Raw genomic sequence first — 22,562 nt, 5'->3', positions numbered from 1 at the left:
CGTGTGGCCCTCACATTACGCGCTCGACGATCGCCGGGAGGGACAGATGGCCAGACGCGAGTCCGTGCAGTCGGGCCCCGGTAGCCAGGCGCTCATCGTCGACCTCATCCGCTCGGCCGGCACGATCAGCCGCACGGAGCTCACCGAGGCGACCGGCCTGACCCAACCGTCGATCTCCAACATCGTGCGTCGACTCATCGAGGACGGGCTCGTCCGCGAGACCGGCCGCGCAGCACCCCGAGGCGGAAAACCGCGGACCCTCCTCGAGATCAACGCGAGTGCGAAGTACGGGATCGGCGTGCAGCTCGGGTTCGAGTCGATCACGCTCGTCGCCACCGACGTCCGTGGTGGCGTGGTCGGCCGGCAGCTCGTCGACGGCGCGGGATCGGCCACGCCGGAGCAGGTGACCGATCGCCTCGTGACGCTCTACCGCGACTTCGTCGCCGGGGTGGGGCTCGTGGCGCCGTCGATAGCCGGGGTCGCGGTCGTCGCACCCGGGCCGATCGCCCAGCTCGGCGGGGTGCTGCTCGGGCCACCGACGCTCGTCCGCTGGGACGACTTCCCCCTGCAGCAGGCGTTGCAGGAGAGCCTCGACGTGCCGGTGGTCGTCGACAACGACGCCGCGGCCGCGGCCGTCGGCGAGTTCTGGAGCCGCCAGGTCTCGCGGACGGAGTCGTTCGCCTGCGTCTACATGGGCACCGGCATCGGCGCCGGTATGGTGCTGGGCGGTGCGCTCTACCGCGGTTCGAGTTCGAACGCGGGTGAACTCGGTCACATCAGCATCGAGGTCGACGGTGTCCCCTGCCACTGCGGCAACCGCGGTTGTCTGGAACGGTACGCGGCACCGGCGGCCGTGATGGCCGCCGCCGAAGCGGTGCGGGACCGTCTCGACGGCCTGGGGCTCGGCTTCGCACCGGAGACCCTCAGCCGTGACTTCGACCAGCTCGCCCGGGCGGCCGTCAGCGGTCACGAGGTGGCGCTCGGCCTCATCCGGTTCTCGGCAGACCGGGTCGCCGCAGCCACGGTGACGCTCGCGAATCTGCTCGACCTCGACCGACTCGTCCTCGCCGGCCCCGGCATGGCGGTCGCCGGTTCGCTCTACGCCCGCGCCATCAGGGAACGGCTCGAGGAACGGTTCTTCGCCCGCCGGGCCCACCCGATCGTGGTCGAGCTCTCCGCCAACCCGCGCGACGCGGCCGCCATCGGCGCCGCGTCACTCGTCCTGCAGGGCACGATCGCCCCGGGGCACGGTCCGGCGCTCTCCCGCTGAGGCGCGGTGACACAGGCACAGCGGCGCTGAGCGTCCGGCCCGTCAGCCGCGCGGGGTGTCCTGCCAGGTGGAGACGTCGAGCTCGACCGCCTCGATGGCCGCCCACAGGCTGTCGTCGATGGGCACGGCGGCGAGGTCGAGCGTGCGCGTGTAATCCTCGAGCCGTTCCATGCCGACGATCGTCCCGGTGATACGCGGGTCGCGGAGCGACCACTGCAGCGCGGCGGCGGCGAGTGGCACTCCTGCCTCGTCGCACACGCGGCCGATCCGATCGACGGCTCGGAGCATCGCCTCGGGGGCGGTGCCGTAGGCGTACCGCGTGGTCCGCACGGGCCAACTGGTGAGCAGGCCTCCGCCGTAGGGCGCGGCGTTCAGGACACCGAGCCCCGCCTCGGCGGCCAACGTGAGCAGCGCATCCGCCGACCGGTCGACGAGCGTGAACCGGTTGTGTGTGATCACGGACTGGAAGTGGCCGGTGCCGACGAACCGCGCGAGCAGCTCGGCCGGACCGCCGGATATCCCGAGCGCGCCGATCAGGCCTTCCTCGCGCGCCGCCACGAGCGCGGCGACCGGGCCGTCGTCGGCCATTGCGAGCTCCCAGGTGGTGTTCTCGGGATCGTGCAGGTACACCATCGGGAGGTGGTCGACGCCGAGCCGTTCCATGCTCTGTTCGAGCGACCGACGCATCTGCGGTGCGGAGAAGTCGTCGGTCCCCGGCTCGCGGTCCGCCTTCGTCTGCACCCGGAGCCGTCCGGCCTCGTCACCGAGCCGGGCGAGCACCTGGGCGATGCGCCGCTCGCTGTCGCCGAAGCCGTAGTTGTTGGCCGTGTCGATCGTGGTCACGACGCCGTCGCCCGCCATCGCGGCGGCGAGCTCGAGGCTCTCCTCCGGTGACGAGCCCGAGCCGTCCTCCCGACGACGCCAGCCTGCGGCACCCGCGATGATCGGGCTCACCGTCACACCCGTGTCACCGAGGGGCCGTTGCTCGACGAGGGCCGAGATCCGCTCCGTCATGGTCATCCTTTCAATCCACCGCTGATGAGGTCGAGCTTCCAGAACCGCTGCAGGAACAGCATGAGTGCGACGAGCGGGATGAGCGACACGAACGCGCCGACGATGGCCGTCGTGTACAACAGCTCCTTCCCGTCCCCGGTGCTCAGCAGGGTGAAGAGCCCCAGGGTCAGCGGGTAGAGCCGTTCGTTGGACAGCATCAGGTACGGCAGGAGGAAGTTGTTCCAGGTGCCGATGAAGTGCAGGAGGAAGACGGTCACGAGCCCGGGCACCATGATCGGGAGCGCGATCCGCCGGAAGATCGAGAACTCCCCCGCCCCGTCGATCCTGGCCGCCTCGAGAAGGTCGGACGACACCGAGGAGGTGGCGTAGACCCGACAGAGGAAGATGCTGAACGGGCTGATCACCATCGGCAGGAGCACCGCCCAGTAGGTGTTCGTGAGACCGAGGCCAGCCATCACGAAGTACTGCGGGATCGCCAACGCGATCCCGGGGATGAGCACCCCACCGAGGAGGATCCGGAACATCGTGTCGCGCCCTGGGAATCGGAACTTCGCCAGCGCGTACCCGGCGAGCGCAGACACGAGCACGCACAGCACGGAACCGCCGAGCGAGTACACGATCGTGTTGCCGATCCACGAGAGGAAGACGCCGTTCTGCATGGTGAACAGCTTCTCGAGGTTGGAGAGGAAGCCGGTCCCGGGCGCCAGGGTGAAGGTGGAGAAGAGCTCCTGTGGCGACTTCGTCGAGGCCATGACGACCCAGACGAGCGGGGAGAGGCAGTACGCGGCGCCCACGACCAGGATGACGGTCAGGATGAGCGATCCGCGGCGGGGTCGTCTCGGCATGGCGGCGCCAGGAGCCGTCGCCCCGGCGCGGAGGGTGGCGGTGGTCATGAGGCGTCGCTCCGATCCCGGGTCACACGCAGCAGGATGGCCGAGGCCGCGAGGGTGAACCCGGCGATGATGACCGCGGTCGCCGCTGCGCCGTTGATGTTGTCGTTGGTGAAGGCATCCGTGTTGACCTTCATCAGCGGGAAGAAGGTGGAGCTGATGGTGTCGGTGAGTGGGCGGAGCGCGGTCGGTTCGGCGTAGGCCTGGAGCGTCCCGATGAGGGCGAACAGCGAGGTGAGGACGAGTGACGGCGCGATGAGCGGGATCTTGATCCGCACCGCAATGTCGAACTCGGAACAGCCGTCGATGCGGGCGGCCTCGTAGACCTCGGCGGGGACGGCTCGCAGCGCGGTGAACATGATGACCATGTTGAAGCCGAGCGACCCCCAGACGCTGATGTTCGCAAGGGCGGCGATGACCGAACCGGAGGCGAGCGGTTCGACCGCGGGTAGTCCGACGCCGGTGAGCACCGCGTTCACCGGGCTGGTCGACGGCAGGTAGAGGAAGCCCCACATCATCGCTGCGATGACGCCGGGGATGGCGTAGGGCAGCAGGATGCCGGTCCGCCAGATCCGCGCGCCACGGATGCCGGGGAGGTCGAGGAGGAGCGCGAACAGCAGAGCGATGCCGAGGGTGCACGGGATGACGATGACCGCGTAGAGACCGAGGCGACCCACACTGGCGACGAACTCGGGGTCCGTGAGTGAGGTGACGTAGTTGTCGAGGCCGACGAAGGTCTGCTCGCGAGCCCCGTAGCCCCCGGATCCGGCCGGGACCCGTTGCCCGAACAGGCTCAGCACGACGGCGTAGCCGATGGGCGCGACGAGGAACAGGAGGAAGAGCACGATGGCCGGGAGGAGGAACAGGTACGGGGCGATCGGTGCCGGGACCCGATGACGAGGCGTCCTGATCCGGCCATGGTCCGGAACCGGAGGTGACGCGCTCGTGGCTCTCATGAGCGGTGTGGCGTTCATTCGACGTCGAATCCCGACTTCTCGAGGTCCGCGCGGACCGTCTGCTGCACGGCTGCGAGTGCATCGGCGAGGGGGCGACCGGCCTGGATGGCCTTCCCGACCTGATCCGTGTAGGCGCTGAAGGCGACCGTCGTGTTCGGCCCCCAGGTCACGTCCGTGGTGTCGGCGGCGACGTCGAGCAGGATGTCGTGGAAGTCCTCCTGTCCGGCGGCCGCCTTGTCGGCCGGCTGCGGGATGCTCGCGTAGACGTCGAGGCCGGGTGCGGAGGCCGGGAAGTTGCCGCCCTGCTCGATCATGACGCCCTGCCCCTCCGCGGTGGAACCCAACCAGGCGAGGAACTCGGCCGCCTGCTTCGGGTGCTTCGACGTCGTCGTGACGAGGCTCGACGAGCCGCCCTGGAACCCGACGCCCGGGTCGTCGTCGGTCCATGACGGCAGCGGAGCGATCCGCCACTTCCCGATGGTGTCCGGCGCGCCGGTCTTCACCGAGGATCCGGTCGCGCCCCAGGACCCGATGACCTGGGTGAGGATCTTGCCAGAGTTCAGTTGCGCGTTGAACTCCGGCGTCCCGCTCGCGCCGGCCGAGACGACGCCCTCGCCGACGAGTCCGTCCCAGTAGTCGGCCACCTTCGTCGGTGCCGCGCCGTCGATGTCGACGGACCAGGAGCCGTCGTCGAGTGACCACCAGTCGCCGCCGGCTTGGGCGGTGAGCCCGGCGAGCCAGCCGGCATCACTGGTCGGGAAGTTCGCGAGGACCGCATCCGGAGCGGCCTGTTTCGACGCCCTGGCGGTGTCGGCGAACTCGTCCCAGGTAGTGGGCACGGAGAGCCCGTACTGCTCGAAGAGGTCGGCGCGGTACATGAGCAGCATCGGCGCCTGGTCGAGCGGGACCCCGTAGACCCCGTCGTCACCGAGATGGACGAGGTTCCAGACGGCAGGACTGTACTGGTCCTCGATGCCGTTCACGTACTCGCTGATGTCTGCGGCGACGCCGCTCGAGATGTACGAGGGGAGCCACTGGTACTCGGCGAGCGCGAGGTCCGGGCCCTCCCCGGCCCGCACGGCGGCGTTGAGTTTGGTGAACTGATCGGTGCCACCCCCGACGTTGGTGACCTTGACCTGGATGTCCGGGTGTTCCGCGTTCCAGGCGTCCGCGATGCCGGGGGCGCCGGCCCACCAGGTCCACCAGGTGAGCGTCACCGGGCCGCTCTCGGCGGGGGCCTCGCTGTCGCTCCCGGCGGAGCATCCGCCGAGGGCCAGGGCCCCGACGACGGCTGCGGTGACCCAGACGGCTGATCGCTTCATGGAATTACCTCCTCGTAATCCTTCGGTGGTGCACCGGTCGTCGCTACAGCCGGTGCTGCTGTCAGGAACAGTAGCTTATGTTCAAGACTTGGACAAACTTAGGCCGTCATTCCCGTGGCATCGCCGTCGAGCAGCCAGCCGAGGCTGCGCTGCAGGAGGATCTGTCGTTCGGGCGAGTCGAACGAACGGATGTCGTGACCCAGTGCGTCGTAGACGACGCGGGCGGGACCCGGGCGGTGCGTCCACAACACCGGATGACGGACGCCCTCCTGCTCGTGGAAGGCGAGCGGCCGGACGGCGTCGGAGATCCGGAGGTGCGTGTAGCGCTCATCCCAGACGGTGAAGTCGCCGAGACCCCGCGTGATCGGATGCCCGGTGTCGGGCACCTCGATGGCAGCCTGGCCGATCTCGGGATGCATCGAGACACCACCGACCCACCGACCGCCGATCACCCGCTCCCACGCCGGCATATGGGGGAACGACGTGGCTGAGACGTGGTGCGACCAGATCGACCCTCCGCCGCGCGCGTAGGCCTCGAACCCCTCCTGCGCCGCCGCGAAGGTTGACGACTCCAGTCCGTGCCGTGTGGGATTGCCGACCATGAGCACGAGGAGGTCGACATCGTCGAGTGATGCCAGCTCCTCCTCCACCGCACCACTCACCCGGACACCGAGCCCCTCCTCTCGGGCGAGATCGGCCACGCGGCCCGACGTCGCCGCGAAGTCGTGCCAGGGATCGGCGTAGCGCCCCTCGCCACGAAGAATGAGTACGTTGTGCATGCCGGTCTCCTCGATCGCGTTGCATTTGTGCAAGACTAGAACTTATCAGCTCGCTCCGCATCGGTCGCGGAGGAACCCCGTCGAGAGGACCCAATGAGCATCGGAACCCCCTCCGGGCACACCCTCGAGGACATCCGACGGCGGAACGTGTCCGCCGTCCTCGCACTCGTCCACGGCGACGGTGGCCTCTCCAGAGCGGAGATCACCAGGCGCACCGGTCTCTCCCGCTCGTCGGTGGCGACCGTCATCTCCGACCTCGAACTCGCCGGCGTCGTCCGCCAGGAGGCCGCTCCCCCGGCGACCCGGGTCGGGCGCCCCTCCCCCGTCGTCGTCCCCACGGATCGGTTCCTCGCGGTGTCCGTGAACCCCGACGTCGACGGGGTCCGAGTGGCCCTCTGCGCCCTCGGCGGGCGGATCGTCGCGCAGACCTTCCGTCCGAGCGAGCGGGTGGTCACCCCGAACGAGGCCGCCGTGATGACCGCCGAAGCCGTCGGCGAGCTGCATGCGGCCCTACCGGACTCCCGCCTGGTCGCGCTCTGCGCTGCCACCCCGGGCCGCGTCGACAAGACCGGCGAGGACGTGGTCTACGCGCCGCACCTGCGGTGGCGGAACGTGCCGTTCGCCTCGCTGTTGCAGGACGCGACCGGTATCCCCTCCCGGGTCGCCTTCGACGCCGCCGTCGGGCTCGCCGCTGAACGACACTGGGGCGCGGCCCGTGACACCGACGACGCTGTCTACCTCTACGGCGGCCCCGGCGGGATCGGGGCGGCGGCTCTCGTCGACGGCCGGATCCTGCAAGGCGCGAACGGCGGCGTCGCCCGCCTCGGCCATCTGCTCGTCGCCCCCGACGGACCGGTGTGCAGTTGCGGCAACGTCGGCTGTCTCACGACCGTCGTCTCCTCGCACGCCATCGCCGCGGCCACCGGCGCCGCCTCGGTCGCGCTCGCGGACCTCCGTGCCGCGCTCGCCGAGGGATCCGCCGCCCGGACCGCCGGCGCCCTCGACCGGCAGCTGGAGTACGTCGCGACCGCGATCCGGGTCATCACCAACATCTACGACCCCGAGATCGTCGTCATGGGCGGCTTCTTCAGTCTGCTGCTCGCCCAGGGCGACGGCGCGATCCGACGGCGACTCTCGGACGAGACCATCTCCGCGCTGCGCAGCCCGGCCCGCCTCGTCGAACCGCGGCTCGGCGAGAGCCAGCTCCTCGCGGGGGCGAGCGACGTCGCGTTCGCCGCGCTCCTCCGGGACCCACTCGGGTTCACCGCCCGCGAAGCGACCGCATGAGCCGCGCGATCCGACCGGTGTCCTCGACGGGACACCGGCGATGAGCGCGGGCGACGCGGCACCGGCGGCCGACGACTTCGCACGCCGACGGATCGCGTACGTCATCGCGCTGGGACTGCTGCAGACACTCAGCACCTTCACGATCGACATCTACCTGCCGGCCTTCCCGCAGATCGCGGGCACGTTCGGCGTCTCGGAGCCGTCGATCCAGTTCACCTTCACGGGCGCGATGATCGGCATGGTCTTCGGACAGTTCTTCGCCGGCCCCTGGAGCGACGCAGTCGGTCGGCGCCAGCCGATGCTCATCGCCACCGTCGTCCACGTCGCCGCCTCGATCGCCTGCGCCCTCGCGCCCTCGGTCGAGATGTTGGTGGCCGCTCGCGTGCTCCAGGGCGCGGCGTCGGCCGCGACGGGCGTCATCGCGCTCGCCATCGTGCGCGACCTCTACTCCGGGTTGTCGATGATGCGCATGCTGGCGTCGATGTCGCTCATTTCGGGGATGGCCATCGCCGTCGGGCCACTGTTCGGGTCGCTGTTGCTGGAGGTCATGGAGTGGCGGGGCGTCTTCGCCTCCCTCGCCGGATACGGACTCGCCATCGGGCTGCTCGTGCTCGTCCTCATCGGCGAGACGCTCCCTCCGGAACGCCGGCACCCCGGAGGACTGCGCGCTCGCGCCTCGGCGATGCGGCGGGTGGGCTCCGACCGACCCTTCGTCGGGCTCGTGCTCGTGACCTCACTGGCGTGGGCCGGCATGTACAGCTATCTCGCGGCCTCCTCGTTCCTGTTCCAACGGGTCTACGGGCTCAGCGAACTGCAGTACGGTCTCGTCTTCGCCTCGCACGCGCTCATGATGCTCCTCGGCACGCAACTCGGGGTCCGCATCGCCCATCGCATCGAACCTCGCCGCATCGTCATGCTGTCCACCGCCGGTCTCGGGCTCTCCGCCATCGGGCTGCTCCTGATCGGGCTCCTGCCCGTCGGGCCGCTCGTGAGCATCATGGTGTTCCTCTGGGCGTTCACCTTCTTCCTCGGTGTGAACACCCCCTGCATCCAGACCCTCGCGCTCGCCCGCCACGGCGGCGACGCCGGCACCGCGGCGAGTCTCCTGAACGCCACCCGGCAGGGCTTCGGCGCGCTCGCCACCCCGATCGCCGGGTTCATCGGGGTGACGAGCGCCGCACCCGTGGCCGCGGTCATGGTGGTCGGCCAGCTCGCCGCGATCGTCATCCTGTGGGTCGTCGTCCGGCCGGGACGACTCGACCCCATCGACTGAGGCGCACGGCTACAGCACACCACGAAACGACACCCCGGACCAGGAGGGTCCGGGGTGTCGCGGTCCGTTCGGAATCGGATCAGGGAATCACCCCTTGATCGCGCCGGTCAGCATGCCCTTCGTGAAGTGGCGCTGGATGAACGGGTAGACGATCAGGATCGGCAGGGTCGCGAGGACCACGACCGCCATTTGCACCGACTGGGACGGTGGTGTCGGGACGTCCGAACCGATGATGTCGGTGAGGACGGACCCCTGGATGACGTACTGGTTCAGCACGACCTGCACCGGCCACAGGCTCGAGTCGTTGATGTAGAGCAGCGCACTGAAGTAGCTGTTCCAGTACCCGACGGCGGCGAAGAGCCCGACGACCGCGAGCACGGGGCGCGACAGTGGCAGGACGATCTTCCAGAGGATCCGGAAGTCGCTCGCGCCGTCGATGCGCGCGGACTCGATGAGACTCGCCGGGATGCTCATGAAGAAGTTGCGCACGACCACCATGTTGAACGCCGAGATCAGGCCAGGGAGGATGAGCGACCACAGGGTGTTCAACAGGCCGAGGTTCTTCATCAGCAGGTAGTTGGGGATGATCCCGGCACCGAAGAACATGGTGAACACGACGAGGAGCAGAATCGCACGCGAGCCGGGGACCTGCCTGGTGCGGCTGAGCCCGTAGGCCAACATCACGGTGCAGGTGAGCGAGAGCGCCGTCCCGACGATCGTCACGAAGGCCGAGATGAGCAGCGAACGCGTGACGATGTCGCCGGCGAGGATCGCCTGGTACGCGTCCAGCGAGAACGAGGTCGGCAGGAAGCCGCTCGTCTGCGCGTCCTTCGAGGCGAAGCTCATCGCGATGATGTAGACGAACGGGTACAGCATCACCAGGACGATGAAGCCGATGACGAGGGCTTTGAGCGCCTGAACGGGGACGGAGGGGCGCCCCATCCACGCCGGTCGGTCGCTCGCGGGACCGCGTCGCCGACGTTTGGTCCGCGGTGGGCGAGCGCTGCCCGCGGCTTCCGATGCCATCGGCGACGTCGGCGTCTCCGGAGCTGTCATGGTGGTCACAGGACCCCCTCCGTTCCCATTCGTTTCGCCAGACGGTTCGCGCCCAGCACGAGGAGCGTGCCGATGACGCCCTTGATAAGTCCTGCGGCTGCGGAGATCCCCCAGTCGCCTCCGACCACGCCTCGGAAGTACACGAAGGTGTCGATGACCTGCGCAGCATCCGCGCCGACGATCGGTTGTTGCAGGAGCAGCTGCTCGAACCCGACGGTCAGCACGTTGCCGACGGTCAGGACCAGCAGCAGCGAGATCACCGGGACGAGCCCCGGCAGGGTCACGTGCCACGTCTGCCGCCACGGCTTCGCGCCGTCCACCGCCGCGGCCTCGTAGAGTTCCTGCGGGATCGCCGCGATCGCCGCGAAGAAGATGATGGTCCCCCAGCCGATGTCCTTCCAGATGACCTGCGAGGTCACGAGGAGCTTGAAGGTGTCCGGATTCGACATGATGTTCACGCCGTCGACGCCGAGGGACTCGAACAGCCCGGCGACCGGTCCGGCGCCGCCGAGGATCTGCTGCCAGATGGAGATCACGATCACCCAGGAGATGAAGTGCGGCAGGTAGACGATCGACTGCACGACCCGCTTCACGCGGGATGACAACAGGCTGTTGAGGAGGAGGGCGAGCAGGATCGGTGCAGGGAAGGAGAAGACGATCTGGAGGACGGCGATCTGGATCGTGTTGACCACTGCCCGAACGACCTCCGGGTCGCTGACGATGCGGACGAAGTTGTCGAAGCCCACCCACGGTGAGCCTTCGATCCCCAGGAACGGCGAGAACGCCTGGAAGGCGACGACGTTGCCGAGGATCGGGACGTAGGCGAAGAGCACGAAGAACAGGAGCCCGGGCAGGATGAGCGCGTACATCCGCCACTCGCGACGCATCCGGGTCCCGAGCGGGGTGCGGTGCCGGCGGGCCGCGTCCTCTCGACGACGATCGCGGGCGGCGGAGCGCGCCGACCTGGTCTGCAGCTGCGTCATGACGTCACTTCCGTTCGTCGAGGAGCTTGCGGTAATCGGCCTTGACCTGGTCGCCACCGGCTTTCCGCCAGTCGGACCGCCAGTCCTTGATCGCGGAGACCGAGAGCTTGCCCGAGACGATCTTGTTGCGGTAGTCGTCGTTGATCTGGGTCAGCTGGGCCCCACGGCTCGTCTGAGTGGTGGACGTCAGGCCGACGACCGGGCTGTCGACGGCGGCCTTCGTGAGGTACTCCATCTGCGCGACGAGCCCGTCGGCGCGCCCGGCGTTCTCGTTGTTCAGCATGATGTACGGCGGTGCGGTGACGCCCAGCCATTTGAGGCCCTGGAGGTTGGCGAGGGCGGTCGCGTCTCCCGTCGAGACGATCTGCTTGCCCGGCCCGAAGGTGTAGTTGTAGCCCTCCAGACCGGAACCGCCGATGAACAGGTTCTCCTCGGTGCCGAACGGCGCAGCCCACCAGTCGAGGAACCGCAACAGCTCCGCCAGGCGCTTCGGGTCCTTGGCCGCGGAGGCGGAGATCCCGTCGAAGCCACCGTAGCCCGGTCCCGCCTGTACGACGATGTCCCCGCCGTCGTGGCCGGGCGGGGTCAGGTACCCGACGCGGGCGCCACTCGTCGACTCCTCGACCTGCAGCATGCCTTGCGAGGAGAGCCAGGCCGGGTCGTCGAGTTCGAAGGCGATCTGGCCCTCGAGCCAGAGCTGCTTCTCCTTGCTGCGCTGGGAGTCGGATCCGAGCGCGATCGCGTCGGGGTGGAACACGTTCCGCTTCCACAGATCGGCCAGGTACTCCATGGTCGCCTCGAATTCGTCGGTCTCGATCGTGTTGACGAGCGAGCCGCCGGAGCCGAGCGTCCAGTCCGCGCCCGCGCCGAACATCCAGCGCGACAGCAGTTGGATCTGACCCGTGCCGAGGCCACCGACCGCCCACACGCGACGGCCGGCGTGTTCGCCGAGCTTCGCGATCTCCGCCAGGACGTCCGCGAACGCCGCCGCGTCGGCCGGCTGACCGGTCACACCGACCGCCTCCATGAGGTCGGTGCGGATGACCGGGCACGCCGTCACGCGAGGGCTCGTGCGCGGGACGCCCATGATGCGGTTGCCCTTCGCCGAGTTCCGCCACGCATGGGTCTCGAGGTTCGCCAGGTTCGGGTACTCGAGGACGGCGTCGCCGCCCAGCGCGTCGGACAGGTCGGCGAATGCACCGGCCTGGATCGCCTGCTGCACCGCCGGGACCTCGTCTCGGAGGTACATGATGTCCGGCAGCGTGCCGCCCGCGAGCGTCGTCGCGACCTTCGCGTCGTAGTTGTCGCCGGAGGCGTAGCTCGGCTTGAAGTCGGCGTTGATCCGCTTGTTGAGCTCCTGCCAGAACGGGTTCGACTCGAGTGGTGCGGGTGGCGAGAAGTACAGCATCTGGAACGTCTTCAACTCGCCGCCCCGGCCCGGCGCCGCGGCGACACTGGTCCAGTAGCTCGCGGGGTACGAGGTGTAGACCGGTTGCACCCCGGCAACCTGGCTCACGATGGCGGTGGCGTCCGCGGCGCGCTGCGCTCGGAACGTGGGCAGCAGGAGCTCGGATCGCGCGGCCTGGGTGCTCGCGCCACCCGGCGAGCACGCCGCGAGGGCCATGGCGGCGAGACCGCCGATACCGAGGCCGAGCGCGGTGCGGCGGGTGAGCTGGACGTCGTGCAGGGGGTTCGTGTGTGACATCTGTCTTCTCCTCTGAAGCTGATGTGTCGCTGGAACGGTTGTGTCGAGGTATCAGGCGGTGAGCACTGGGGAGGCTTCGGTGAAGCGCCGACGGGCGGCGAAGGGGTCATGGACGGTCCGGCTCCGACGGTCGAGGACGCGGGTGGAGCGCTCGGGACCGTACGCCGGCCACGCGGCATCCGGGGAGGACGGGTCCCCCGCGGCGACGAACGCCGCCCATCCCGCGCTCATCCGCTCGCTGAGCTCGAACGGCGGTTCGGCGCCGAGCTCCTCCCTGGCCGCGGCGCTGTCGTCGAGGTGTCGGAACACGAACGGCAGCTCGAGCGAGTGACCGGAGCGGCGGGCCCACGTGGGCGTGTCCGGTCGGCTCCAGGCGAAGAGGTAGCCGAAGGTGTTCCCTTCCGCACCGGAACGCGCGTCGAGCAGACGGCTCACCGGCCGTCGGTAGAGCCGGTCGGAGACGTACGATTCCAGCGCCTCGACCGGATCGAGCACCCGCCCGTCGTCCGCAGCGCAGGCAGCCAGATAGGCGTCGGCGGTTCCGCCTCGACCGTCGGCCTGGAGTTCGCGGTCGAGCGTGGCCAGGGCCTCCGCAGGCGCGAGGCGGAGCAGGTCGACGTATCCGCTCGCCTCGTTCCGGTTCGTTCCGATGATCGCGTCGATGTGGGCGCCGGCGCCGGCTGCGATCGACCGCAGCGGTACATCGTGGACGAAGCGCCCGTCGATGACGGGCCGGAAGGGGATGCCGGGCCCCCGCCGGGTCGCACGCCACCGATCGACCATCCGTTCCTGGGCGGCGACGAGCTCGGCCGGACCGGTGCGCAGCAGCTCGCCAGGGTCGGCGTCCGAGCCGGCCAGCTCCACCAGCAGTTCATCGGTCACCTCGGCCGCTTCGTCGAGCGTGTGCACCCGCTCGGCCGTCGCGCTCTCGATGATCACCCGACGGAAGGGAGAGTCGCCGGAGCTCTCGGCGAGCAACGTGGCGACGGCCACGCCGCCGGCGGACTGCCCCATGACGGTGATGCGTGCGGGATCGCCCCCGAAGGCCGCGATCTCGTCATGCACCCACTGGACGCCGGCGAGCGTGTCGCGGAGCGCCAGGTTGCCGGCGTCCACATACTCCGGGCCGAGCAGGTGGTCGAGGCGGAGCGAGCCGAGTGCGCCGAGCCGGTACGCGATCGACACCACGATGATCCCGTGCGCCGCGGCGAGGCGGGCACCGTCGCACAGCGGGTGCGCGTTCGAGCCGTAGAGGTGCGCGCCGCCGTGGACCCAGACGAGGACCGGTCGAGGGGTGTCGACGCGTTCACCGGGGAGCCAGACGTTCGCTGTGAGGCTGTCGGCCTCGCTCATCGGTGCCCCTCCGGCCCGCCCCGCGTCCTGCCAGGCGATCGGGCCTTGAGCGCTTGCGCGGACACCGCGCCAACCGTCCGGCCGTACCGCCGGCTGGAACCGGGCTGCGACCCGAGCGGTCGGGAGCCCGAGGACCGCGACCGCCGCGCCGTCCGGGGTGTCGATCCGCTCGCCGCGCACCCGGCCCAGTGATGTGACGTACTCGAACACCTGACTCCCATCGTCGTTGATGGATCGATCCTCCGCCCAGCGGTCAAAGTTGTCAAGCAACTTCTCGGGAAGATTCTCCAAGTAGCCCGACTAAATCAAGGTGCTTGGCCGAAAAATCGCCGAATGACGCCCCAAACACGCCAAAAGATGTCTGACACCTTTGTCCAGCTACTCACTCGGGCCAAAAGTTGTCTGATACCTTCACGGCATGGATCACACCGGAGGGACCGAGTCTCGGGTCGAGGACATCGCCGACGACTTGCAGCGGGAACTCGCCGACGAGTTCGAGTTCGGCGCGAAGCTCCCGAGCGAATCCGAACTCTCCGAGCGCTACGGGATCAGCCGCGCCACGGTCCGAGAGGTGTTGAAGGTCCTGAGCGGCCGAGGGCTCATCGAGTTGGGCCGTGGGCGCCGCGGCACGGTGACCCGGCCGACCAGCGAGGTGCTCGGCATCCAGCTCGGCGCCCTGGTCCGCCGCGATCCCCAGCGTCTGATCGAGCTCGCGCAGATCAGGGACTTCCTCGACGAGTTCGTCGCGCAGCGGGCGGCCGAGCAATCCTCCCCGTCGGCCTCGCACGCGGTCGACTCGGCCCGATCCGCCCTCGATCGGATGCGGAGTGCCGAATCCGGCGACGCCCTCGGCGTCGCCAACGGCGAATTCCACGCGGCGCTCGTCGACGCGGCCGGCAGCGAGGTGCTCTCCTTCCTGCTCGACGGCATCGAGAGCGCCCTGGTCTCGACGCAGCGCTCCGCATACGGCGGCAGGTTGGTCCGCGACGAAGCGGCCCAGGACTCGCTCGCCGTCCACGAGCAACTGTTCGAGGCGATCGCCACCGGTCAGGTCGACGAGGCCCGGACGGCGGCGCGGGAGCACGCCCGGCTCGTCCGGGCCGGACTGCGCCACCGCGTCGCTGCGCTCCTCGGCCTCCGCTGACGGGGCGTCGCCGGGGTCACCAGTCGTGGACGGTTCCGTCGGCGAGACGGTTGTAGGGCAGGTACGCCCGCTGGTACGGGTACTTGCCCGCTTCGTCCACGTTCAACTCGACACCGAGGCCGGGCTGGTCTCCCGGGTGCAGCATGCCGTCCTCCCACGTGTACGACTGCTCGAACACGGCGTCGGTCTTCGCTCCGTGCTTCATGTACTCCTGGATGCCGAAGTTGTGGATCGACAAGCCCAGGTGCATCGCGGCGGCCATGCCGACCGGGGAGATGTCCGTCGGCCCGTGCATGCCCGACTTGATCTGGTACTGCGCCGCATAGTCCAACGTCTTCTTCAGATGCGAGATCCCACCCATGTGCGTCACCGCACCACGCACATAATCGATGAGCTGCTCGCGGATGATCTGCTGGTAGTCCCACACCGTGTTGAAGATCTCCCCGATCGCCAACGGCGTCGTCGTGTGCTGCCGCACCAGGCGCAACGCCTCCGGGTTCTCCGCCGGCGTGCAGTCCTCCAACCAGAACAGGTCGAACGGCTCCAGGCTCTTCCCGAGCTTCGCGGCCTGGATCGGCGTCATCCGGTGATGCCCGTCATGCAACAACGGCAACTCCGGACCGAACTCGTTCCGCACCGCCTCGAACACCGACGGCAGATGCCGCAGATACGACCTCGTGTCCCAATCCTCCTCGTTCGGCAGCCCGCCACGCTGCGCCGGCTCATGGTCGTAGCGGACACCCGTGTTGCCCTCGAACGTCGCGTTCGACGCGATGCCATAGATCGACTGCAACCCCGGCACCGCCGTCTGGATCCGGATGGCCTTATACCCCTGCGCCTGATGCTCACGCACACTGTCGAACAACTCCTCGTTGCTCTTCCCCGACGCATGCCCATAGGCGAGCAGCCCCGTCCGCGACGCCCCACCCAGCAACTGATACACCGGCATGCCCGCAGCCTTGCCCTTGATGTCCCACAACGCCATATCGACCGCAGCGACCGCCGCCATCGTCACCGGACCCCGACGCCAATACGCCGACCGATACAGGAACTGCCACGTGTCCTCGATCCGCGACGCATCCCGCCCCAGCAACAACGGCACCACGTGCTCGGACAGATACGCCACCACCGCCAACTCGCGCCCGTTCAACGTCGCGTCGCCCAAGCCGGTCAGGCCGTCGTCGGTCGTGAGTTTCAACGTCACGAAGTTCCGGTCGGGACTCGTGACGATGACCTCGGCCTTGTCGATGTTCATGGGTGCTGCTCCCGGTACTCGACGATCTCCACCCCGAACGGTGGCAGGGTCACGGTGGTGACGGAGGATCCGTCGACGCGGTCCACCAGTCCGCCGTCGGAGACCGGCTCGACCGTGCGGGTCTCGTCGCTCTGACTGATGAACCAGACGAATCGACGACCGTCGCGGTGGGTCATCTCACCGGCCATCACGAGCGCGTCGTCGACTCGGACCGACGGTGTTACGCCGGCTTCCGCGGCGAGCGCCGCGTAGAGCTCCCAGGTCGGCTCGGGGTTGACCCGCGGCACGGCCGAGGCGAAGTACTCGACCGGGTAGGTGGACAGGATCATCGACCCGCTGCCGACCCGTCGTCGGAGCAGCGCCGGCCGACCGTCCCGATCGGTCGCGATGACCTCGGCGTCGACCGGTTCGACGGGCAGGTGCGAGCGGCCGTCGACCGTGCCTCCGACGGGGAAGGCGAGGGAGGTGCCGCGGGCGATGCCGCCGAAGTCCGTCTGGAACTCGAGCGTGACGGTCTCGTCGAGGACGGGTTCGATGAGTCCGTAGCGCAGGCGTTTGCGGACACCGAACAGGTCGTCGAGCTTCGGCCACCACGATCCGCGCTGATTCGCGTGCATACCGTTGAAGTAGGAGGCGTACACGGTGGCACCGGCGGCCGCCCGGCGCTCGAGCTCCGCCCAGGTGGGTGCGAGGAGCGCCTTCGTCGACGGGACGATGATGAGGTCGAGGTCCGCCGGGAGCCCGTCCAGTTCTCGGACGACGCCGACGGGCAGGTCGGCGGTGCGGGCGGAGACGTAGGCCTGCCGTGACACCTGGAACACGGTCGGGCCGTCCTCGCGGGCGGTGAAGGCGTAGGGCGACTCGAGGAACGAGGACACGAGCAGGCCGATGCGGGTGTCAGGTCGTTCGAGCCCTCGGAAGTCGAGCTCCGAGAGGGTGGCCGCGAAGTCGCGGACCTCGAGGAGCTGCGCCTTCGGGACCCCCTGGTCGGTGACGAGACCGAAGTGCATCTCGAACGGGTGGTGTGAGTAGGGCTCGCGATCCGAGAACGCGTCGTAGTCGACGTTGTTCCACGGGATCCAGGCGGTGGCGCCGCCGAGCAGGGTCGCGTGGAGGACCTGGCGGTAGTAGTGCGCCGCGTTCTCGTCGTCCACGTAGTCGGACGTGACGCCGAACTCCTCCATGACGACGGGCTTGCCGCCGAGGTCCAGCAGTTCGCAGATGAAGGCGGCTCCGAGGTGCTGCCGGACCGGGTCGTCCTCCATGCGGTAGACGTGCGGACCGAAGAAGTCGATCAGCGGCTCGAGCTCACGGACCCGGAAGCCGTTGTCGTTCCCGGTGATCTCGACGCCCCAGGCGCCCTCGCCGACGGACACCGGCTGGGTCCCGCCGCCGGCCCGCACCGCGTCGATCAGCAGCTGTGCCCAGGCGGTGACCGCCTCGGCGTCGATGGTGTCGATGCCGCGTGACCGCCAGTCCGCGTAGATCGGCACCTCGTTCGTCAGCAGCCACCCGTCGATCGCGGGGTGCTCGGTGAAGCGGGAGACCACCTCGCGGATGTACCAGGCCTGGCGCCCGACGAACCAGACGTCGGAGAAGACGTCGCGCCCGTCGCGCCACGCCGGATCCCAGTTCTGCGCGGACATGTGCCCGACGAGGAAGGTGGGGATCGTCCACATCCCCGCGTCGGTGTGCCGCTGCAGGAAGTCGGCGAAGTGGGCGAGCATCTCCTCGGACAGGCGATCGGGCTCCGGGTGGAAGTCCGGCCAGTACAGGAAGCTCCGCGTGTGCGTGATGCCGTGGGCGCGGAGCTGCTCGAGCTCCTGCGCGACGACCTCGCCGTCGTAGTCCCGCCACATGAGCGGACCACCGGTGCGTGACCAGTAGTTGACGCCGATCAGGGCGTCGACGCCGTCCGGGGTCGGGAATTTCGCGGAGTGTCGTTTCATGAGGGTTCCTTCTGGATCGTCTTCCGTGACGTCGTGGTCACGGAAGGGTTCGCGGGGCGGTGGACGCCCGCGGGAGGAGTTCGGGGCGGGCGGCGTCGAGGCGCACCGGGCGACCGGTGCGGATCTGGTCGAGGAGCGCTTCGGCGACGAGCGCCCCGAATGCCCGGACGTCTCGCCGGATCGCGGTGATCGGCGGTGTCGCCAGCTGGCAGAGCATCGAGTCCTCCCAGGACAGGATGCTGAGGTCGTGCGGAACGGCGAGTGAGAACTCGGCGGCGACCGGCAGCGCCGCAGCGGCCATCACGTCGTTGTCGTAGATGACCGCGGTCGGGCGGTCCGCCCGCGCGAGGATCCTCCGCGTCGCCGACGCACCGCTCTCGGCGGTGAAGTCCGTCCGGATGATCGACGACTCCACGCCGAGTTCGTGTGCGGTGTCCTCGAACGCCCGGTCGCGTGCCGAGACGTGGCGGAGGTGCTCGGGACCCGCGACCCGGGTGATGCGCCGGTGGCCGATGGCCTGCAGGTAGCGGACGGCGTCCGCGGTGGCCCCTCCGTGGTCGACCACGACGGAGGACACCTCCGGTCGGTCCGGAGCGTCACCGAGGACGACCGCTCGCAGGCCCGTCTCGACGACGACCTCGAGGCGGGGGTCCTCGGTCCGCGGATCGACGACGATGATCCCGTCGACGCGTTCCGATGCACCCCATCCCCGGTAGATGCGCGCCTCCGCGTCGACGTCGGCGACCACTCGGAGCAGCAGGTCGAAGTCGTTGGCCGCGAGGGTCTCCTCGAGACCGGCGATGAGCTGCATGTAGTAGGTCTCGACGCCGAGGGTCTCAGCCGGTCTCGCGATGACGAGGCCGACCGTGTTGGTGCCGCCACCCCGCAGACTGCGCGCGGCCTGGTTCGCGGCCCATCCGAGTTCGGCCGCGATCGCGAGGACTCTCGCGCGGGTCGTCTCCGACACCCCGGGTCGTCCGTTCAAGGCGTAGGAGACGGCCCCGACGGACACCCCCGCCGCGGTCGCCACGTCGTGCATCGTCGGTCGAGGTGCCCGGGATCGCACCCTGGCCTTGGTCGGTTCGTCGGGTCCACCGGTCATTTGAGCGCTCCATCCACGAGGGCGTCCTGCATCCGTCGATACAGGACCGCGTAGACCAAGTAAACCGGTAGCAGCGTGATCACGATGCCGGCGGCGAGCTGGCCGTACTGCGGGCTCTGCTGGCTCGTGAGCAGCGGCAGCGCGACCTGGATCGTGCGGTTCTCAGGCGCCGGCGCGAGGATGAGCAGGGAGAAGAGGTACTCGTTCCAGACCGCGAGGAAGTTGAGGATGGTCACCGTGACGATGCCCGGCGCGGCCATCGGGATGATGAGTCGCAGGATGATCGAGAACCGGTTCGCCCCGTCCATCTGGGCGCTCTCCTCCAGTTCGTACGGGATGGCCCGGATGAACTGCGTGAGGAGGACCACCGAGATCGGGAGGGCGGTGGCCGGGAAGAAGAGCATCAGGAACTCCTTCGTGCCGTAGAGCGACAACCAGAAGGAGAGGATGACCGTCGGGACGAGCGCGGCGAACTGCGGGATGAGGAACCCTGCGGCGAACACCCGTTCCACGATGACGCCGATCCGACCGCGACTCCTGGCGATGGAATACGCAGCCGGGATCGCGAGCACGAGGGTGAGGACGAGCGAGACGGCGGTGATGAGCACGGAGTTCACGAGCGCCTGACCGAGGTCGACGCTCGTCCAGGCGCCGAGGTAGTTCTCGAAGAGCCACTGCCGCGGGATCCCGAACGGGTCGCCGAAGATCTCGGTGTTGTCCTTGACCGAGCTGATGAGCAGGTAGTAGATGGGGATGATCAGGAGCACGGCGTACACCCAGGCGAAGATGCCGCCCACCCAGAGGCTCGACCGCCCGTGGGGCTGGCGGCGTCGACTCGGACGGGATGCCTGCACGATGGCCTGTGTCGAAGCGGTCACAGTAGAAGAGGTCACAGTCGGGGTCCGTTCAGTAGTTCGCTCGGATGGTGCGACGGATGACGAGCATCCCGACGAGCCCGACGAGGAAGAGCACGACCGAGGCGGCCTGGCTGTATCCCACCTGGCTCGACTGGAAGGCGAGGTCGTAGACGAAGTAGGACAGCGTGGTCGAGGCGGTTCCCGGCCCGCCCTGCGTCAGGAGCAACACCACGGGGGCCGAGTTGAAGAGCGTCCAGATGAACTGAAGCATCACCATCGTGCCGACGTAGTCCTTCGTGATCGGGTACGCGATGCGCCACATCATCTTCCAGTGCCCGGCACCGTCGAGGGCCGCCGCTTCGTAGACCTCCCGGGGGACGCCCGCGAGTCGCGCGTTCATCAGGATGGCCGTGTACCCGATCCCGTTCCACAGGTCGATGACGATGATGCACGCGAGTGCCGTCTTCGGGTCGGCGAGCCACGCCGTGGTGGCGGCGTCCGCTCCGATGCCGCTGAGGAACCCGTTGAGTGCGCCGTTGGGGGCCAGGATGGCGAAGAACATCATGGCCTTCACCGACAGGGAGATGAGCCCGGGCGTGAAGAAGATGATCGACAGGAACTGGTGTCCGCGGGGACTCTGCTGCAGATAATAGGCGAGCATGAACGCCAGCGGGATCATCACCGGGATCACGACGATCAGCTGCACGGCGGTGTTGCCGGCTGCCGCCCAGAACGTCGGATCCTGCACGAGCGCCGCGTAGTTGTCGAAGCCGATGACCTCGCTCGGCGCGATGATCTTCGGCCAGCGCAGGAAGCTGATGCCGAACATCGCGATGATCGGCGCGATCATGAAGAAGAGGTACCAGACGAGTGCCGGCATCCCGAGGATGGTGAGCCCTCGGTCCGGCCGGGAAGGCCGGACCGAGGGGGTGGTGCCAGGCATCACGCGGGTCATTCGGCGAGCGCGGCGTCGAGGGCCGCGCAGATGTCCGAGGTGCTCGCCGACTCCGCGTAGGCTCCTGCGGTCGCCTTCGCCCAGGTGGTGGTGGCGGTGTCGGCGACGTAGTCGTCCGGCAGGACGGCACGCTGGCCGGTGTCGCTCAGCCCGAGCGCCTGCTGCAGGAGCGGGTCGGTCGCGGCCGCGGAGAAGTCGGTCGTCAGGGGTGAGACGAGCGAGGCCTCTGCGACGAGCCGCTCCTGTGCCTCGTCGGAGAGCAGGAAGGTGACGAGCTTGCCGACGGCGTCGAGGTTCTTCTCACCGTTCGGGCTGATCCAGAGCCCGCTCCCGAACTCCGAGTAGTAGGAGGGGCCGGTGAAATCGGAGTCGGCCGGCACCGGTACTCCGCCGATGACGACGTTCGGCTTGATCTCCTCGGGGACGTTGCCGAAGCCCCATGAGGCGTCGGAGTAGATCGCCGCCTTGCCGGTGTAGAAGTCGGTCTGGGCGAGGTCCACGGTGTACCCCTCCGCCTTGTCGACGAAGACGCCGCCGTCGCGGAGTGCGACGAAGTCGTCGATGCCCTGCTTGGCCGCGTCGGAGTCACACCAGCCGCCCTTCGTGAAGAGCTGGGCGGCCTCGTCGGCACTGACGTGCGTCTGCGCGATCTGCGCGAAGAGTTTCTCGCCGCTCCAGTCGGAGCCACCGATCGCCCAGGGCGTGATTCCCTTCACCCGCAGGGCGCTCGCGAGCTGCAGGAGCTCGTCCGTCGTCGTGGGTGGTGCGTCGAAGCCCGCTTGCTGGAGCAGCTCGGTGTTGTACATGACCGGCCACGTGTAGCCGTTCAGCGGGATGCCCATGAGCCCGCCGTCGGCGTCGGACCAGGCGTCGACCGCGTCCGGCTTGAGCCTGTCGGTGATGCCCCACTCGTCGGCGTACGGCTTGGCGTCGACGACGCTCCCGTTCTGCAACCAGTCGAGATTCTGGTAGCGGTTGGTGAGGACGAGTTGTGCCTCGCGGCCACCGGCGAGCGTGGTCTCGTACACCTGGTTCGTGTCGTCGCCCTGCTCGATGACCTCGACGGAGATCCCGGTGTCCTGCTTGAACTGGTCGAAGAGGGCGAAGAACGCCCTACCGCTCGCGGTGTTCTTGGACACGTTGGACAGAACGGTCACCGTCTTGGGGTCGATCTCGGCTCCGCCGCCGCTGCACGCGGTGAGTGAGGCGCCGAGGATCGCCGCTGTGGTGAGGGCGACAGCAACGCTGCGTGTGCTCTTCATGTGCTTCCTTGCCATGGGGGTCGGGGCGTCGCGGGTCGAGACGCCTCTCGGGAACGAGACGCTACCGTGCCGGATCGGCGAAGTCAATGATACGTTTAAGCTCGTTGTCTCCAGTTATTAAGGGGCAATAGACCTGTTTACTTAATTCTT

At 68.6% G+C, this 22,562-nt stretch carries 19 protein-coding genes; 4 read left to right on the top strand and 15 right to left on the bottom strand.

Going from position 1 to position 22,562, the window contains the following annotated elements; translation table 11 throughout:
- Position 1 precedes the first annotated feature (1 nt).
- Positions 2 to 1,270: an ROK family protein gene (locus HOW07_RS10255; protein WP_371743641.1), complete on the top strand. Its 1,269-nt coding sequence runs from the start codon at positions 2 to 4 to the stop codon at positions 1,268 to 1,270.
- Between the two features lie 42 nt (positions 1,271 to 1,312).
- On the opposite strand, the gene HOW07_RS10250 is transcribed toward HOW07_RS10255, so the two are convergent.
- The 5 genes from HOW07_RS10250 to HOW07_RS10230 form a co-directional block, all read right to left on the bottom strand.
- Positions 1,313 to 2,284 (bottom strand): aldo/keto reductase, encoded by a 972-nt coding sequence (locus HOW07_RS10250; protein ID WP_064295955.1) that lies wholly within the window; start codon positions 2,282 to 2,284, stop codon positions 1,313 to 1,315.
- Positions 2,285 to 2,286: 2 nt separating this feature from the next.
- Positions 2,287 to 3,177 carry a carbohydrate ABC transporter permease gene (locus HOW07_RS10245; RefSeq protein WP_175116857.1) on the bottom strand — a complete coding sequence of 297 codons (891 nt, stop codon included), beginning with the start codon at positions 3,175 to 3,177 and terminating at the stop codon, positions 2,287 to 2,289.
- Positions 3,174 to 4,130, bottom strand: a complete 957-nt coding sequence (locus tag HOW07_RS10240; RefSeq protein ID WP_205847564.1) for a carbohydrate ABC transporter permease — start codon at positions 4,128 to 4,130, stop codon at positions 3,174 to 3,176. The genes HOW07_RS10245 and HOW07_RS10240 overlap by 4 nt, the downstream gene beginning before the upstream one ends.
- A gap of 14 nt (positions 4,131 to 4,144) precedes the next feature.
- Positions 4,145 to 5,452 (bottom strand): extracellular solute-binding protein, encoded by a 1,308-nt coding sequence (locus HOW07_RS10235; protein WP_175116855.1) that lies wholly within the window; start codon positions 5,450 to 5,452, stop codon positions 4,145 to 4,147.
- Positions 5,453 to 5,550: 98 nt separating this feature from the next.
- Positions 5,551 to 6,231: a ThuA domain-containing protein gene (locus HOW07_RS10230; protein ID WP_175116854.1), complete on the bottom strand. Its 681-nt coding sequence runs from the start codon at positions 6,229 to 6,231 to the stop codon at positions 5,551 to 5,553.
- Positions 6,232 to 6,324: 93 nt separating this feature from the next.
- Between HOW07_RS10230 and HOW07_RS10225 the strand changes: the two genes are divergently transcribed.
- Together HOW07_RS10225 and HOW07_RS10220 are read left to right on the top strand one after the other, a co-directional pair.
- Entirely contained in the window at positions 6,325 to 7,518 is a 1,194-nt protein-coding gene (locus HOW07_RS10225) for an ROK family transcriptional regulator (RefSeq protein ID WP_175116853.1), read from the top strand.
- A gap of 40 nt (positions 7,519 to 7,558) precedes the next feature.
- Positions 7,559 to 8,791: a multidrug effflux MFS transporter gene (locus HOW07_RS10220; protein ID WP_079000954.1), complete on the top strand. Its 1,233-nt coding sequence runs from the start codon at positions 7,559 to 7,561 to the stop codon at positions 8,789 to 8,791.
- Positions 8,792 to 8,878: 87 nt separating this feature from the next.
- Here the strand turns inward: HOW07_RS10220 and HOW07_RS10215 are convergent, their stop codons facing one another.
- Genes HOW07_RS10215 through HOW07_RS10200 form a run of 4 tightly spaced genes read right to left on the bottom strand, consistent with a single transcriptional unit; the run spans position 8,879 to position 14,158 of the window.
- Positions 8,879 to 9,847, bottom strand: a complete 969-nt coding sequence (locus HOW07_RS10215; RefSeq protein ID WP_079003796.1) for a carbohydrate ABC transporter permease — start codon at positions 9,845 to 9,847, stop codon at positions 8,879 to 8,881.
- Positions 9,848 to 9,852: 5 nt separating this feature from the next.
- A complete protein-coding gene (locus tag HOW07_RS10210; RefSeq protein ID WP_064295949.1) occupies positions 9,853 to 10,830 on the bottom strand; it encodes a sugar ABC transporter permease in 978 nt (325 codons plus the stop codon).
- Between the two features lie 4 nt (positions 10,831 to 10,834).
- Positions 10,835 to 12,535, bottom strand: coding sequence for an extracellular solute-binding protein (locus tag HOW07_RS10205; protein ID WP_175116852.1), 1,701 nt, complete (start codon positions 12,533 to 12,535; stop codon positions 10,835 to 10,837).
- A gap of 51 nt (positions 12,536 to 12,586) precedes the next feature.
- Entirely contained in the window at positions 12,587 to 14,158 is a 1,572-nt protein-coding gene (locus tag HOW07_RS10200; protein ID WP_175116851.1) for a carboxylesterase/lipase family protein, read from the bottom strand.
- Between the two features lie 148 nt (positions 14,159 to 14,306).
- Between HOW07_RS10200 and HOW07_RS10195 the strand changes: the two genes are divergently transcribed.
- Complete coding sequence (locus HOW07_RS10195) at positions 14,307 to 15,032, top strand: FadR/GntR family transcriptional regulator (protein WP_064295946.1); 726 nt, start codon at positions 14,307 to 14,309, stop codon at positions 15,030 to 15,032.
- A 16-nt stretch (positions 15,033 to 15,048) separates the two neighbouring features.
- On the opposite strand, the gene manD is transcribed toward HOW07_RS10195, so the two are convergent.
- The 6 genes from manD to HOW07_RS10165 all read right to left on the bottom strand — a co-directional run bounded on the left by manD (position 15,049) and on the right by HOW07_RS10165 (position 22,412).
- Positions 15,049 to 16,287, bottom strand: coding sequence for a D-mannonate dehydratase ManD (gene manD, locus HOW07_RS10190; protein ID WP_175116850.1), 1,239 nt, complete (start codon positions 16,285 to 16,287; stop codon positions 15,049 to 15,051).
- The gene (locus HOW07_RS10185; RefSeq protein WP_175116849.1) at positions 16,284 to 18,236 is read right to left on the bottom strand and encodes a cellulase family glycosylhydrolase; all 1,953 of its coding nucleotides are present in this window, start codon (positions 18,234 to 18,236) and stop codon (positions 16,284 to 16,286) included. The genes manD and HOW07_RS10185 overlap by 4 nt, the downstream gene beginning before the upstream one ends.
- Positions 18,237 to 18,273: 37 nt before the next feature.
- Positions 18,274 to 19,338, bottom strand: a complete 1,065-nt coding sequence (locus HOW07_RS10180) for a LacI family DNA-binding transcriptional regulator (RefSeq protein WP_064295943.1) — start codon at positions 19,336 to 19,338, stop codon at positions 18,274 to 18,276.
- Positions 19,335 to 20,192 (bottom strand): carbohydrate ABC transporter permease, encoded by an 858-nt coding sequence (locus HOW07_RS10175; RefSeq protein ID WP_175116848.1) that lies wholly within the window; start codon positions 20,190 to 20,192, stop codon positions 19,335 to 19,337. Before HOW07_RS10175 ends, HOW07_RS10180 begins: the two co-directional genes overlap by 4 nt.
- A 52-nt stretch (positions 20,193 to 20,244) precedes the next feature.
- The gene (locus HOW07_RS10170) at positions 20,245 to 21,075 is read right to left on the bottom strand and encodes a carbohydrate ABC transporter permease (protein WP_217485246.1); all 831 of its coding nucleotides are present in this window, start codon (positions 21,073 to 21,075) and stop codon (positions 20,245 to 20,247) included.
- A 71-nt stretch (positions 21,076 to 21,146) separates the two neighbouring features.
- Positions 21,147 to 22,412 (bottom strand): ABC transporter substrate-binding protein, encoded by a 1,266-nt coding sequence (locus HOW07_RS10165; RefSeq protein WP_167620425.1) that lies wholly within the window; start codon positions 22,410 to 22,412, stop codon positions 21,147 to 21,149.
- Between the last annotated feature and the right edge of the window lie 150 nt (positions 22,413 to 22,562).

It is taken from the genome of Plantibacter sp. MCCC 1A11337 (assembly GCF_013349365.1).
Lineage (GTDB): Bacteria > Actinomycetota > Actinomycetes > Actinomycetales > Microbacteriaceae > Plantibacter > Plantibacter flavus_A.
The sequence above is the reverse complement of the archived record's forward strand: the minus strand, read 5'-3'. Positions and strand labels throughout refer to the sequence as shown.

What these genes read in the sequence shown, in the direction of transcription:
- HOW07_RS10250 (WP_064295955.1), bottom strand. Translation starts at nt 2,284, where the DNA reads ATGACGGAGCGGATCTCGGCCCTCGTCGAGCAACGGCCCCTCGGTGAC.
- HOW07_RS10245 (WP_175116857.1), bottom strand. Translation starts at nt 3,177, where the DNA reads ATGACCACCGCCACCCTCCGCGCCGGGGCGACGGCTCCTGGCGCCGCC.
- HOW07_RS10240 (WP_205847564.1), bottom strand. Translation starts at nt 4,130, where the DNA reads ATGAGAGCCACGAGCGCGTCACCTCCGGTTCCGGACCATGGCCGGATC.
- HOW07_RS10235 (WP_175116855.1), bottom strand. Translation starts at nt 5,452, where the DNA reads ATGAAGCGATCAGCCGTCTGGGTCACCGCAGCCGTCGTCGGGGCCCTG.
- HOW07_RS10230 (WP_175116854.1), bottom strand. Translation starts at nt 6,231, where the DNA reads ATGCACAACGTACTCATTCTTCGTGGCGAGGGGCGCTACGCCGATCCC.
- HOW07_RS10225 (WP_175116853.1), top strand. Translation starts at nt 6,325, where the DNA reads ATGAGCATCGGAACCCCCTCCGGGCACACCCTCGAGGACATCCGACGG.
- HOW07_RS10220 (WP_079000954.1), top strand. Translation starts at nt 7,559, where the DNA reads ATGAGCGCGGGCGACGCGGCACCGGCGGCCGACGACTTCGCACGCCGA.
- HOW07_RS10215 (WP_079003796.1), bottom strand. Translation starts at nt 9,847, where the DNA reads ATGACAGCTCCGGAGACGCCGACGTCGCCGATGGCATCGGAAGCCGCG.
- HOW07_RS10210 (WP_064295949.1), bottom strand. Translation starts at nt 10,830, where the DNA reads ATGACGCAGCTGCAGACCAGGTCGGCGCGCTCCGCCGCCCGCGATCGT.
- HOW07_RS10205 (WP_175116852.1), bottom strand. Translation starts at nt 12,535, where the DNA reads ATGTCACACACGAACCCCCTGCACGACGTCCAGCTCACCCGCCGCACC.
- HOW07_RS10195 (WP_064295946.1), top strand. Translation starts at nt 14,307, where the DNA reads ATGGATCACACCGGAGGGACCGAGTCTCGGGTCGAGGACATCGCCGAC.
- manD (WP_175116850.1), bottom strand. Translation starts at nt 16,287, where the DNA reads ATGAACATCGACAAGGCCGAGGTCATCGTCACGAGTCCCGACCGGAAC.
- HOW07_RS10185 (WP_175116849.1), bottom strand. Translation starts at nt 18,236, where the DNA reads ATGAAACGACACTCCGCGAAATTCCCGACCCCGGACGGCGTCGACGCC.
- HOW07_RS10180 (WP_064295943.1), bottom strand. Translation starts at nt 19,338, where the DNA reads ATGACCGGTGGACCCGACGAACCGACCAAGGCCAGGGTGCGATCCCGG.
- HOW07_RS10170 (WP_217485246.1), bottom strand. Translation starts at nt 21,075, where the DNA reads ATGCCGGCACTCGTCTGGTACCTCTTCTTCATGATCGCGCCGATCATC.
- HOW07_RS10165 (WP_167620425.1), bottom strand. Translation starts at nt 22,412, where the DNA reads ATGAAGAGCACACGCAGCGTTGCTGTCGCCCTCACCACAGCGGCGATC.